Source organism: Streptococcus equinus, assembly GCF_900101445.1.
GTDB lineage: Bacteria > Bacillota > Bacilli > Lactobacillales > Streptococcaceae > Streptococcus > Streptococcus equinus_B.
The window spans coordinates 223,359-236,929 of sequence record NZ_FNKE01000001.1; the positions used below are offsets into that span (position 1 = coordinate 223,359).

Sequence of the window (13,571 nt, forward strand, 5' to 3'; positions counted from 1 at the left end):
AAAATGTGAAATAAGGGTTTATTTTAAGTTTCGTTTAAGGTATAATGGTAAGCGTGACCAAAAATGGGAAAAGGAGATAAAAATGGATTCAAAGAATTCGAATCAAAATGAAAAGGGAACAAATAAGTTTTCTGACTTTACTGGTAAAGTAAAATCACAGTGGAATGATTTGAGTAAAACCAAGAAAATCATTGCAGGTGTTGCTGGTCTTGCAATAGTTGGGGTAGCAGGTGTTGCGGTATACCAAGCAACGACTGGAACAACAGTAACAAGTGCTGTGACTGGTAGCCCACTAAAAATTACAGTTAATTCAGCTGATGTTATTGTGCCTGAAGATGCGGAAAAAGGTAGCACCTACGTTGCCTATAATATTACCTTTGAAAATAAAGGTAGCCAAAAGATTGAACTTAATTCAACAGATGTTCAATTGGTAGATAAAGATGGTGAAACTCTCTCAAATGAGATGATTTATTCATCTACTGATGATTTTAAGGATATGGATCTTGTTGGTGCTGGTTTAGGAAAAGGTAAAAAACGCACAGGATACCTTGTTTATAAAATTGATCCTAAGAAAAGTAAAGACTATTCAATTGAAGCAGAGTGTACAGTAACAGGTGATGATAGTTACGATAAGAAAGAAACAGAAGAGTCACTCTCAAAAGTTAAAGTTACAGATAATCGAGATGATATTAAAAAAATGGCATCTGATTATATTAATAAAGTCTTTTTGGCGTCTCAATCAACATCAATTAGTGGTTCAGCATCAGTTGGATTTGATGCATCAGATGATGTCCAAGTGACAACTTTGTCAAATAAATCTGACAAGAAAAAAGAAAACGACTTCCAACTTGGAAACAATATCGAAGCAGATAAAGAATTATTTGTGAAACGTTTCAAAGAAGAATTGGGCTCAAGTTTTGATTATTTCACACCAAGCGACAGTGAAATGGATGCCTTCGTTGATAAATACATGGAAGCTAACGCCAAACGTGCACAAGTTAATGTTTCAATCGAAGAATTATATCCAACTTCTGCAAAAATTAAAGTAGAATCTAAATCAATTGATCTTGGTAAAGTTGATATGAGTGATTTGGTTGATGATTATATCGAACAAGCAACAGGTAAAGATTTCTCAGATGACGATGCAGTGATGCAAGATGCTGAAAAATATGTTTTTGCTAGTGTCCCTAGCCGTTTTAGTTCAACAGATTTAGCTACTGAAACTGATGAAAATAGCATTTCTGTATCACTTAAAGATAAGAAATGGATGGTTGATTCATCTGATAAATCAATGAACTATGGTTACGATGGTTTGCAACGATCAATGTCAGGTCAATTTTTCTATTAATAAATCATAATTGAAAACTATGACAAGTTTTAGCTTGTCGTAGTTTTTTTTGTCAACCAAAAGTAAGCGGTTGCTAAATATTTGTTTTTCTATTGAGACAGAACTATAATATGGTTATGTAGGGATGATTCGCTACAAAAACGTTAAATGACTGATTGAATTTTCTTGTAATAAGGAGGTTTCTTATGTGTACTGCGATTACTTATACAACTAAGGATAGTTACTTTGGTCGTAATCTTGATTTGGATTTTTCTTACAATGAAACGGTGACCATTTGTCCTAGAACTTACCCATTCTCGTTTAAGCATAAGGGTGAAAATAAGAACCACTATGCCATGATTGGGATGGCGACGGTAGTGGCTGATTACCCACTTTATTACGAAGCTGTTAATGAAAAAGGCTTGGGAATGGCTGGCTTGAATTTCCCTGAAAATGCTGATTACAAAGAAGTGGCAGAAGGAAAAGACAACCTTGCATCTTTTGAATTGATTCCATGGTTCTTATCACAATGCCAATCTGTTGCTGACGTTAAGAAACTTTGCCAAAATCTTAATGTGACAAATGAAGCGTTCAGTGCTGATTTTCAACCAAGTCCTTTGCACTGGTTGATTGCTGACCGAAATGAAGCTATTGTACTCGAATCTGTAGCCAGCGGATTAAAGGTTTATGATAATCCAACAGGTGTTTTGACGAACAATCCAACATTTGACAAACAATTATTTAACTTGAACAATTATCGTCACATTTCTCCAAAAGTTTCTGACAATCTCTTTTCTACAGAGATTGCCTTGGACACTTACAGCCGAGGAATGGGTGGCCTTGGTTTGCCTGGTGATTTATCATCAATGTCACGCTATGTTAAGGTAGCCTTTACTAAATTAAATTCAGTGGCAGAAGATACAGAAGCATCTAGTGTTAACCAATTCTTCCATATTTTGAAATCCGTTGAACAACAAAAAGGTTTGTGCTATGTGGATGAAAGTGGCAAATACGAATACACTATTTACAGTTCATGTATCAATACAGAAAAAGGTATTTACTACTACACAACTTACGATAATTCACAAATTACGGCTGTCGATATGCATAAGGAAAATTTGGATGATAACAAGTTGGTTACTTATCCATTAATCAAAGATTGGCAAGTGAATTACCAAAATTAAGGTTTTAAAAAAATATTACTTAAATTCCTTCCTTTTTTCAAAAAATATGCTATAATGAAATGTAAAACATTTTTTGGCAAAAAGCCCATAGAAAGAAGAAAATGGATTTAAAAAATTATATCGCTACAATTGAAAACTATCCTAAAGAAGGAGTCACTTTCCGTGATATTTCTCCTTTGATGGCAGATGGAAATGCTTATAGCTATGCTGTTCGCGAAATTGTACAGTATGCTACTGACAAGAAGATCGACATGATTGTTGGTCCAGAGGCACGCGGATTTATCGTCGGATGCCCAGTTGCATTTGAACTTGGAATTGGTTTCGCACCAGTTCGTAAACCTGGTAAATTACCACGTGAAGTAATCTCAGCTGATTACGAAAAAGAGTACGGCATTGATACACTATGTATGCATGCTGATGCTATCAAACCTGGACAACGTGTCCTTATCGTTGATGACCTTTTGGCAACAGGTGGTACTGTGAAAGCTACTATCGAAATGGTAGAACGCCTTGGTGGTATCGTTGCTGGATGTGCTTTCCTTGTTGAATTGGACGGATTGAACGGACGTAAAGCACTTGAAGGTTATGATACGAAAGTCTTAATGAATTTCCCAGGATAATTATAGCTAAAAACTATAACTACCTAAAGAAATTATATAATTGAAAACTATATCTCCATCTTTTATAATATTACTTAAATATAATATTATAGAGTGGAGATATTTTCATGCCAATAAAACTTGATAAAGAATTACCGGCCTTAGACATTTTGCGCAAAGAGAATGTCTTCATCATGGATAATAAACGTGCAAAGCATCAAGATATTAGACCGATGGATTTTCTCATTGTTAACTTGATGCCGACAAAAGAAGTGACAGAGACACAGCTCTTGCGTTTGCTGGCTAATACGCCTTTGCAGATTAATGTTGAATTTCTCTATATGACTAGTCACGAGTCAAAAAATACGACGGCTGAGCATTTAGAAACCTTCTATAAAACTTTTGCGGATGTTAAACACAAGTATTATGATGGGTTGATTATCACGGGTGCTCCAGTTGAAACTTTGGCTTACGAGGAAGTGGATTACTGGGATGAATTGTGCCAAATCTTTGATTGGGCAAAATCTCATGTCTATTCAACCTTGCACCTGTGTTGGGGAGCGCAAGCTGGGCTCTATTATAAATATGGTATTAAGAAGGTTTTGCTAGAGGAAAAATTATCAGGCATCTTTTCTCAGAATGTCAAACAACCTTCTAACCCGATTGTCCGTGGGTTTGACGATTGCTTCATGGCGCCACATTCTAGATATACAGAAGTTCGTCATGAAGATGTTGCTAAGGTTGATCGATTAGAAGTAATTGCTGAAGGTCCCACAGTTGGTTTGTCTATCGTAGCTAGTAAAGATTTGCGCGAAGTTTATAGCTTTGGACATTTGGAATATGACCGTGAAACTTTGGATCGTGAGTACAAGCGTGATGTTAAAGTTGGAAAAAATCCTAATGTGCCTGCGCATTATTACGTCAATGACGATCCTGAACAAGACGTTCCGATGAAGTGGAATTTAGCAGCAACAACTTTCTTTAGTAATTGGATTAATTATGCTGTTTACCAAGAGACGCCTTATCAGTTGGAGCAATTGGAAAAAGAACCATCTTTTTACGGTTACTTGTGATGGGGTGATTATCGGTCAAATCTTGTTTAATCTTTGTCAGGTTCAGTTTTAGATGTGATGATTTTTTAGGAATATATTATGAGTTATTTGGAAAATTATAAATCAGGCAATCTTGTATTGCCGAGTGCTCTTCTCTTTCATTACAAAGATATTTTTAAACGTGCAGATGATTTTTTGATTTGGCAGTTTATTTATCTCCAAAACACGACTAAGATGGATGATTTGGCACCTAGTCAAATTGCTAGTGCGCTGAATAAAACAGTGGCAGAAGTTAACCGCTCGATTTCTGATTTGACTGCTCAAGGTTTGCTTGATATGAAGACTATTGAACTTGGTAGCGAAATCGAAGTAATTTTTGATGCTAGTCCTGTTTTAGCCCTTTTGGATAAATTGGTATCTGAACCTAAACAAGCTCCTGAAAAGCAAGAGTCAAATCCTGTAAAAGAACTTGTTGAAGATTTTGAACGTGAGCTAGGTCGTATGCTGAGCCCATTTGAATTGGAAGATTTACAAAAGACCATTCGTGAGGATAAAACAGACCCTGATTTGGTGCGCGCTGCCCTACGTGAAGCGGTCTTTAATGGCAAGACAAACTGGAATTACATTAATGCCATTTTGCGAAATTGGCGTCGTGAAGGCATTACAACAATGCGCCAAGTTGAGGAACGTCGCAAAGAGCATGAAGATTCAAAAGCAGGCAAAGTCAATGTATCAGATGACTTTTTGGCTGCAATGGATTTGTGGAGTGACTAATGAGAGTTGGACGTGAGCGTTTAAAGAAAATCTTAGCTATTATTGGTGACATGTATCCAGAAGCGCGTGGCGAGTTGGAATGGGAGACGCCGTTTCAGCTGCTTATCGCGGTGATTTTGTCTGCTCAAACGACGGATAAAGCAGTCAACAAGGTGACCCCAAATCTTTGGAAACATTACCCAGAAATCGAGGATTTGGCTAAGGCAAATTTGGCTGATGTTGAGGAGTGTTTGCGAACTATCGGACTTTATAAGAACAAAGCTCGAAACATCATTAAGACAGCAAGAGCGATTTTACAAGACTTCGACGGGCAAGTCCCTAAGACCCACAAAGAGTTAGAAACCTTGCCAGGAGTGGGACGAAAAACGGCTAATGTTGTATTAGCAGAAGTTTACGGTATTCCATCGATTGCTGTGGATACACATGTGTCACGAATTGCTAAGCGTCTGAATATTTCTGCGCCAGATGCTGACGTTAAAGAAATCGAAGAAGATTTGATGAAAAAAATCCCAAAGAAAGATTGGATTTTGACGCATCATCGCTTGATTTTCTTTGGACGTTATCATTGTTTAGCTAAAAAGCCTAAATGTGATATTTGTCCAGTTCAAGCCTACTGCAAATACTATAAAGACAATGTGAAAAATAACTAAGCAGCTCACTTGAGTTGCTTTTGTTATGCTTTTGTAAGGAGAAGTTGTTTTTGATATAATTAAAAGGAATGATATTTTAGAAGGAAGAATTATGCAAACAGTATTATCTAAGCGTTTGGCTGCCGTAGCAGACTTTGTACCGCAAGGAGCACGCTTACTGGATGTCGGAAGTGACCATGCTTACTTACCGATTGCCTTGATGGAAGAGGGAAAAATTGATTTCGCCATTGCTGGTGAAGTTGTCAAAGGTCCATATGAATCAGCAGTTCACAATGTTGCTGGCGCAGGTTTGACAGATAAAATCGCTGTGCGTTTGGCAGATGGTTTAGCAGCCTTTGAAGCGTCAGACCAAGTGACAACGATTACGATTTGTGGTATGGGTGGTGGCTTGATTGCTGATATTTTGGCGGCAGGAGTTGAAAAATTAGCAAGTGTAGACCGTCTTATCTTGCAACCCAACAATCGTGAAGATGAACTTCGTGCTTGGTTGATGAACAATGGTTTCAAACTTATCACTGAAGAAATCATGACAGAAAATGACAAATTTTATGAAATCATGGTTGTTGAACACGGTCAAATGACTTTGTCAGAGACAGACCTACGCTTTGGTCCTTTCTTGAACCAAGAAAAATCTGCTGTTTTTAAAGCACGTTGGCAACGAGAATTGAAAAAATTAGAAATCGCTTTGCCTCACGTTCCAGAAAACCGTGTCGATGACCGCGCAGCTATTTCACAAAAAATGGCAGCTATCAAGGAGGCTATCAATGAAAGCAAGTGAAATCATTGAACGCTATGAAGCTTATTGCCCGCGTGAGCTTTCTATGGAAGGTGATATTTCTGGGCTGCAAATTGGAACACTTGATAAAGAAGTTAGTCGTGTCATGATTGCTCTTGATGTGCGTGAAACGACAGTGGCAGAAGCAATCGAGAAAAATGTTGACCTGATTATCGTTAAGCATGCTCCGATTTTTCGTCCACTAAAAGACCTTGTGGCGACGCCTCAAAATCAGATTTACCTTGATTTGGTAAAACATGATATCGCCGTTTACGTGAGTCACACAAATATCGATATTGTGCCAGATGGTTTAAATGATTGGTTCTGTGAGCTGTTAGACATTACTGACACAGAGATTTTAAGCCCTACGGCTGATGGTTACGGGATTGGTCGAGTTGGAACGATTGAAGAGCAATCTTTTTCAGGATTTGCTCTTAAGGTTAAAGAAAAATTCAACTTAGATAGTGTTCGTTTAGTTGCTTATGGAAACCAAGATAAACTCATTAATCGCGTAGCTATTTGTGGTGGTAGTGGTCAAAGTTTTTACCGTGAAGCAATGGCAAAAGGGGCGCAAGTCTACATTACTGGAGATATTTACTATCATACTGCTCAAGAGATGATTACAAATGGTATGCTTGCTATCGACCCAGGGCATCATATTGAAGTGCTCATGGTTGATAAATTACTTGAAAAATTTAATGCTTGGAAAAGTGAAAATCACTGGTCAGTTGATTTTGTAGCTAGTAAAGCAGAAACAAATCCGTTTTATCATCTATAAAAAGAAATTAAGGCTGAAGAAAAAATCCATTTTGGATAACTTTCTTCAGTCTTTTTAAGCTTGTAATTAAAAATACAGTAGTGGTTATATCAATTATCATATTTTTAGTAGTTCGTCTGTATTTTGAAATTTTTACTGACATTTGTCAGTAATTTTCGTTAAAACCCTGTAAAATTAGGAAATTTAGTGACAGCATTTGCAAAAAATGATAAAATAGTTCTGATAATTGATATTTAATTAATAAAGAGGGAGACCTAACTATGAAAGGTATTATTCTTGCAGGAGGTTCAGGAACACGTTTGTATCCTTTGACTCGTGCGGCTTCAAAACAACTTATGCCAGTGTATGATAAACCAATGATTTATTATCCACTATCAACATTGATGTTGGCTGGTATCCGAGACATTTTGATTATCTCAACACCAACTGATATTCATCGTTTTGAAGAACTACTTGGCGACGGTTCAGAATTTGGTATTTCACTTTCTTACGCTGTTCAACCAAGTCCAGATGGATTGGCACAAGCCTTTATCATCGGTGAAGAATTTATCGGAGATGACAATGTTGCTCTTGTTTTGGGAGATAACATTTACCATGGAGCAGGTCTAAGTAAAATGCTTCAAAAAGCAGCAAGCAAAGAAAAAGGTGCTACTGTCTTTGGTTACCAAGTAAAAGACCCAGAACGTTTTGGTGTTGTTGAATTCGACGAAGATTTCAATGCTATCTCAATCGAAGAAAAACCAGAACATCCAAAATCACACTACGCTGTAACAGGTCTTTACTTCTACGATAACGACGTTGTCGAAATCGCTAAAAACATCAAACCAAGTGCACGTGGTGAACTTGAAATCACAGATGTTAACAAAGTCTATCTTGAACGTGGCGACCTTTCTGTAGAAGTTATGGGACGCGGCTTTGCATGGCTTGATACAGGAACACACGAAAGCCTTCTTGAAGCAGCTCAATACATCGAAACAGTGCAACGTATGCAAAACCTTCAAGTTGCAAACTTGGAAGAAATCGCATACCGCATGGGTTACATCACAAAAGAAGATGTTTACAACCTTGCACAACCACTTAAGAAAAACGAATACGGAAAATACTTGCTTCGTTTGATTGGAGAAGACTAATGACAGAACAGTTTTTTGGTAAAGAATTAGCAGCACGTAAAATTGAAGCCATCCCAGGAATGATTGAATTCGATATTCCTGTTCATGGTGACAACCGCGGATGGTTTAAAGAAAACTTCCAAAAAGAAAAAATGCTTCCTCTTGGTTTCCCAGAATCATTCTTTGCAGAAGGAAAATTACAAAATAACGTTAGCTTTTCACATAAAAACGTTTTGCGTGGACTTCATGCAGAACCTTGGGATAAATACATCTCAGTTGCTGACGAAGGTAAAGTTCTAGGTTCATGGGTTGACTTACGTGAAGGTGACAGCTTTGGTCATGTTTACCAAACAGTTATCGACGCTTCAAAAGGTATCTTTGTTCCACGTGGAGTCGCTAATGGTTTCCAAGTATTGTCTGATAAAGTATCATACAGCTACTTGGTTAATGACTATTGGGCACTTGAACTTAAACCAAAATACGCTTTTGTAAACTATGCTGACCCAACTCTTGGTATCAAATGGGAAAACTTGGAAGAAGCAGAAGTTTCTGAAGCAGATAAAAACCACCCATTGCTTAAAGACGTAAAACCATTACGTAAAGAAGATTTGTAATAAAGCGTTTAAAATAAGACTTGTTAGTTGAATAACGAGCGAAACGAGCTTTAAACGATAGTTGACGCAGTGGTGAAAGTGAAATTTGATATTATCAAGATTTCACCGGAAATTTTGAGACTTTTGGCTCAAAATTTAGGCATGGAATTCCGTAGGAAGTCGCTGCCGTCCGCACCACATAAGTCGAGTATCAAAAATAAATAAAATTTCGGAGAAATTTAAAAGATGTCTGAATACAAAAATATCATTGTAACCGGTGGTGCAGGTTTCATCGGTTCAAACTTCGTACACTATGTTTACAACAATCACCCAGATGTACACGTTACTGTTCTTGATAAATTAACATATGCTGGTAACCGTGCAAACTTGGAAGAAATCCTTGGTGACCGTGTTGAATTGGTTGTTGGTGATATCGCAGATGCAGAATTGGTAGATAAATTGGCTGCAAAAGCTGATGCTATTGTTCACTACGCTGCAGAAAGCCACAACGATAACTCACTAAAAGATCCAAGTCCATTCATCCAAACAAACTTTGTTGGTACTTACACACTTTTGGAAGCTGCTCGTAAATACGATATCCGTTTCCACCACGTATCAACTGACGAAGTTTACGGAGACCTTCCACTTCGCGAAGACCTTCCAGGACATGGTGAAGGCCCAGGTGAAAAATTCACTGCTGAAACAAAATACAACCCAAGTTCACCATACTCATCAACAAAAGCTGCATCAGATTTGATCGTAAAAGCTTGGGTACGTTCATTTGGCGTTAAAGCAACAATCTCTAACTGTTCAAATAACTACGGACCATACCAACACATCGAAAAATTCATTCCTCGTCAAATCACAAACATCTTGTCAGGCATTAAACCAAAACTTTACGGTGATGGTAAAAACGTTCGTGACTGGATTCACACAAACGACCACTCAACAGGTGTTTGGGCAATCTTGACAAAAGGACGTATTGGTGAAACTTACCTTATCGGTGCTGATGGTGAAAAGAACAACAAAGAAGTTCTTGAACTTATCCTTGAAAAAATGGGTCAACCAAAAGATGCTTACGATCACGTAACAGACCGTGCAGGTCACGACCTTCGTTACGCCATCGATTCAACTAAACTTCGTGAAGAACTTGGTTGGGAACCAAAATACACTAACTTTGAAGAAGGACTTGAAGCAACAATCAAATGGTATACAGATAACCAAGATTGGTGGAAAGCTGAAAAAGAAGCAGTTGAAGCTAACTACGCTAAAACTCAAAAAGTTCTTGATAAATAATTTAAAAAGCCTATCGTATCAAGCCACGCTTGGTGCGGGGCTTTTTTTAGCTTTTGAGAAAAAAGCAAAGCTAAGATAGGGTTAATTGAAAAATACCTATAAAAACTTAGAATTATTTTACAAGTTATGCTTTGATTCAAGAATTGTGTTTGGTTTTCTGGTACAATAGAAGAAAACGAGAAAGAAGAGAAAGATGACAAAGTTAGCAACGATTTGTTATATTGATAATGGTGAGGCACTTTTGCTTTTACATCGTAATAAAAAGCCAAATGATGTTCATGAGGGAAAATGGATTTCGGTTGGTGGTAAACTTGAAGCGGGTGAAACACCTGATGAATGTGCCAAACGTGAAATTTTTGAAGAAACGCATTTTACAGTTAAGGAAATGGATTTTAAGGGAGTGATTACTTTCCCTGAATTTACGCCAGGTCACGATTGGTATACTTATGTCTTTAAGGTGACTGATTTTGAAGGTGAATTAATCTCTGACGAAGAATCACGTGAAGGTACTCTTGAGTGGGTTCCTTATGATAAGGTATTATCAAAACCAACTTGGGAAGGTGACTATGAAATCTTTAAATGGATTTTAGATGATGTGCCATTCTTCTCAGCTAAGTTTACTTATGATGACAAGCAACGTTTGGTCGATAAGAGCGTTACTTTTTATGACAATAAGTAGTCTTAATTGAAGTTGTCTAAAGAGAGGAGTTTTTATGGATCGTCATCAAGAAAAGAAATTTACGGAGTCTTGGTTTTTTAAATGGGTTTTAAACAGTCAAGCTACTGTGACAGTTATGGTCACATTTCTTGTCTTTTTGACCCTTTATTTGTTCACTAAGATTTCATTTTTATTTAAACCTGTTTTGTCTTTTTTAGCCATCATCATGCTTCCTTTGGTGATTTCGGCAATTCTTTACTATCTGATTAAGCCTTTGGTTGGATTGATTGAACGACGTGGTGTTAATCGAACGGCTTCAATTTTCATTGTTTATGCAGTTATTGTGGCTTTACTCATTTGGGCTGTGGCAAGTTTTATTCCTATGATTGAAGGGCAATTGACATCATTTGTTGAGAATTTGCCTGCTTATGTTAAAAGTGTTAACGTCGAAAGCTCTAAGCTTTTGAAGAGTCCTTGGTTGGCTAATTATCAGTCAGAATTGCAGGACATGTTGGCTAATATCAGTAATAAAGCTGTTGATTATGCGGAAAGCTTTTCTAAGAATGCTATTGACTGGGCATCAAGCTTTGCTAGTGCTATTGCTCGCGTGACCTTAGCTATCATCATGTCGCCTTTCATTCTCTTTTATTTCTTAAGAGATAGTCATAAGATGAAAGAGGGGTTGATTAAGGCACTTCCGACTAGAATGCGTCGCCCAACGTCACGTATTCTTGGAGATATCAACAAACAGCTTGCTGGTTATGTTCAAGGTCAAGTGACCGTAGCGATTGTTGTTGGAATTATGTTTACAATCTTCTTTAATATGATTGGTTTGCGTTATGCAGCAACTTTTGGTATTATTGCAGGGTTCCTTAATATGATTCCCTATCTTGGTAGTTTTTTAGCTATGGTTCCAGTTGTGATTATGGGGATTGTTCAAGGACCAATTATGCTGATTAAGGTTCTTGTGACATTCGTGGTTGAACAAACGATTGAAGGGCGTTTTGTAGCTCCTTTGGTCTTGGGAAGCAAGCTAAGTATTCATCCGATTACCATTATGTTTATTTTGCTAACGTCTGGCTCTATGTTTGGTATTTGGGGAGTGTTCCTTGGAATTCCGGTTTATGCCTCTATCAAGGTGGTTGTTAAAGAAATTTTTGACTGGTACAAAGCTGTCAGTGGTTTATATGAAGAAGAGTTAATTGTAGAAGAAGGAGAAGAAGAATCAAAAGATGTTAAATAGTGAAAAAATGGTTGCCTCAATTCAGAGTCAAGATTTAGAGCACGCCAATAAATATTTTAAACGAGCTTTGAAAGAAGACGATGCTGAGACTCTTTTGGAATTGGCAGAGTATCTTGAGAGCATTGGGTTTTTGCCACAAGCAAAAGAAATTTACTTGCAAGAACGTGAAGATTATCCTGAAGTTAATATCAACCTAGCTCAGATTGCGACTGAAGATGGTGACATCGAAGGAGCTTTCTTGTATCTTGATGCTATTTCGCCTGAGAGCGATGCTTATCTGTCTGCTTTGCTTGTTATGGCAGATATCTATGAAATGGAAGGGCTAGCTGACGTTGCGCGTGAAAAGCTTCTTCAAGCGAGTCAGATTAGCGATGAACCTTTGGTCATTTTTGGTTTAGCTGAAATCGAAATGGAACTTGGTAATTACAACCAAGCTATCAAAGAATACGCTAAGCTAGATAATCGAGATATTCTTGAATTGACTGGTGTGTCAACTTATCAACGTATCGGTCGTGCTTATGCTAGTCTTGGGAAATTTGAAGCAGCTATCGAGTTTCTTGAAAAAGCTGTTGAGATTGAATATGATGACAATACAATCTTTGAATTAGCGACAATTTTGTATGACCAAGATGAATACCAAAAAGCAAATATTTACTTCAAACAATTGGAGACAATGAATCCTGACTTTGAAGGGTATGAGTATGTTTACGCACAATCTCTTCATGAAGAAAATAAAACTGAAGAAGCACTTCGTTTGGTTCAAAAAGGTTTGGCTAAAAATGAATTTGATACCAATCTTTTGCTCGCCGCATCACAATTTTCATATGAATTACACGATGCCAAACAAGCCGAAAGCTATCTTTTGAAAGCTAAAGACGTAGCGGTTGATGATGAAGATGTTTTGATGCGTTTGACTAACTTGTATTTAGAAGAAGAACGCTATGACGATGTTGTTGCCCTTAATCGTGACAACATTGATAATGTGCTTACTAAATGGAACATTGCCAAAGCTTATCAAGCGCTTGAGGCTGACAAAAAAGCTCTTAAGATTTACGATGACTTGGCAACGGATTTGGCAGACAATCCAGAATTCTTGCAAGACTATGCTTATATTTTGCGCGAATTTGGTTATACAGATCGTGCCAAAGATGTGGCTAAACGTTACTTAACCATGGTTCCAGATGATGTCAATATGGTGGAATTTTTAAATGAAGATGAATTTTAAGAGTCTTTTGGCTAGTAACCTGATAACGGTTATTATCATTTTTGTTTTGCTATCATTTTTTGATCAAAGTGGTGAACCTTTGCGCAACATTCTTGTTGTATTTGGTGGTTTCATCTTGATGACCATCTATGATTTTGTCAGAACGAGACGAAAAAAATAGAGCAAAAGCGCGGCAATTTCGTCGCTTTTTTCTTGTAATTTTCAAGAATATTTTCATACCTGCTTGAGAAAGATAAAGAAAAATTTCACAAGCGAAATTTCACAAACTTTTCGTAAAACTATGGTATAATTGATTCATATTTGTGAAA

The 13,571-nt window shown here is 37.3% G+C and carries 15 protein-coding genes; all 15 read left to right on the forward strand.

The window, feature by feature from the left end; genetic code table 11:
- The first annotated feature begins 82 nt into the window (after positions 1-82).
- The 15 genes from BLR83_RS01105 (at position 83) to BLR83_RS01175 (ending at position 13,423) form a co-directional block, all read left to right on the forward strand.
- A complete protein-coding gene (locus tag BLR83_RS01105; RefSeq protein ID WP_074559706.1) occupies positions 83-1,348 on the forward strand; it encodes a DUF4352 domain-containing protein in 1,266 nt (421 codons plus the stop codon).
- Between the two features lie 185 nt (positions 1,349-1,533).
- Positions 1,534-2,511, forward strand: coding sequence for a choloylglycine hydrolase (bsh, locus tag BLR83_RS01110; RefSeq protein ID WP_074559708.1), 978 nt, complete (start codon positions 1,534-1,536; stop codon positions 2,509-2,511).
- A gap of 101 nt (positions 2,512-2,612) precedes the next feature.
- The gene (locus BLR83_RS01115; protein WP_004231134.1) at positions 2,613-3,131 is read left to right on the forward strand and encodes an adenine phosphoribosyltransferase; all 519 of its coding nucleotides are present in this window, start codon (positions 2,613-2,615) and stop codon (positions 3,129-3,131) included.
- Between the two features lie 107 nt (positions 3,132-3,238).
- On the forward strand, positions 3,239-4,183 hold the full coding sequence (gene metA, locus BLR83_RS01120) for a homoserine O-acetyltransferase MetA (RefSeq protein ID WP_074559710.1): 945 nt from the start codon (positions 3,239-3,241) through the stop codon (positions 4,181-4,183).
- Positions 4,184-4,261: 78 nt separating this feature from the next.
- Positions 4,262-4,936 (forward strand): DnaD domain-containing protein, encoded by a 675-nt coding sequence (locus BLR83_RS01125; protein WP_074559712.1) that lies wholly within the window; start codon positions 4,262-4,264, stop codon positions 4,934-4,936.
- Positions 4,936-5,586 carry an endonuclease III gene (gene nth, locus BLR83_RS01130; RefSeq protein ID WP_074559714.1) on the forward strand — a complete coding sequence of 217 codons (651 nt, stop codon included), beginning with the start codon at positions 4,936-4,938 and terminating at the stop codon, positions 5,584-5,586. Before BLR83_RS01125 ends, nth begins: the two co-directional genes overlap by 1 nt.
- 91 nt (positions 5,587-5,677) lie before the next feature.
- Entirely contained in the window at positions 5,678-6,364 is a 687-nt protein-coding gene (locus BLR83_RS01135; protein WP_074559716.1) for a tRNA (adenine(22)-N(1))-methyltransferase, read from the forward strand.
- Positions 6,351-7,139 carry a Nif3-like dinuclear metal center hexameric protein gene (locus BLR83_RS01140; RefSeq protein ID WP_074559718.1) on the forward strand — a complete coding sequence of 263 codons (789 nt, stop codon included), beginning with the start codon at positions 6,351-6,353 and terminating at the stop codon, positions 7,137-7,139. The genes BLR83_RS01135 and BLR83_RS01140 overlap by 14 nt, the downstream gene beginning before the upstream one ends.
- A 260-nt stretch (positions 7,140-7,399) precedes the next feature.
- Entirely contained in the window at positions 7,400-8,269 is an 870-nt protein-coding gene (gene rfbA / locus BLR83_RS01145) for a glucose-1-phosphate thymidylyltransferase RfbA (RefSeq protein WP_074559720.1), read from the forward strand.
- Positions 8,269-8,862, forward strand: a complete 594-nt coding sequence (locus tag BLR83_RS01150) for a dTDP-4-dehydrorhamnose 3,5-epimerase family protein (RefSeq protein WP_020916519.1) — start codon at positions 8,269-8,271, stop codon at positions 8,860-8,862. The genes rfbA and BLR83_RS01150 overlap by 1 nt, the downstream gene beginning before the upstream one ends.
- A 225-nt stretch (positions 8,863-9,087) precedes the next feature.
- Complete coding sequence (rfbB, locus tag BLR83_RS01155) at positions 9,088-10,137, forward strand: dTDP-glucose 4,6-dehydratase (RefSeq protein WP_006532368.1); 1,050 nt, start codon at positions 9,088-9,090, stop codon at positions 10,135-10,137.
- 193 nt (positions 10,138-10,330) lie between these two features.
- Positions 10,331-10,816, forward strand: coding sequence for an NUDIX hydrolase (locus tag BLR83_RS01160; RefSeq protein WP_039697124.1), 486 nt, complete (start codon positions 10,331-10,333; stop codon positions 10,814-10,816).
- Positions 10,817-10,850: 34 nt separating this feature from the next.
- Entirely contained in the window at positions 10,851-12,038 is a 1,188-nt protein-coding gene (locus tag BLR83_RS01165; protein ID WP_074559722.1) for an AI-2E family transporter, read from the forward strand.
- Entirely contained in the window at positions 12,028-13,263 is a 1,236-nt protein-coding gene (locus BLR83_RS01170; protein ID WP_074559724.1) for a tetratricopeptide repeat protein, read from the forward strand. Before BLR83_RS01165 ends, BLR83_RS01170 begins: the two co-directional genes overlap by 11 nt.
- Positions 13,247-13,423, forward strand: a complete 177-nt coding sequence (locus BLR83_RS01175) for a hypothetical protein (RefSeq protein WP_006532428.1) — start codon at positions 13,247-13,249, stop codon at positions 13,421-13,423. The genes BLR83_RS01170 and BLR83_RS01175 overlap by 17 nt, the downstream gene beginning before the upstream one ends.
- Positions 13,424-13,571 lie beyond the last annotated feature (148 nt).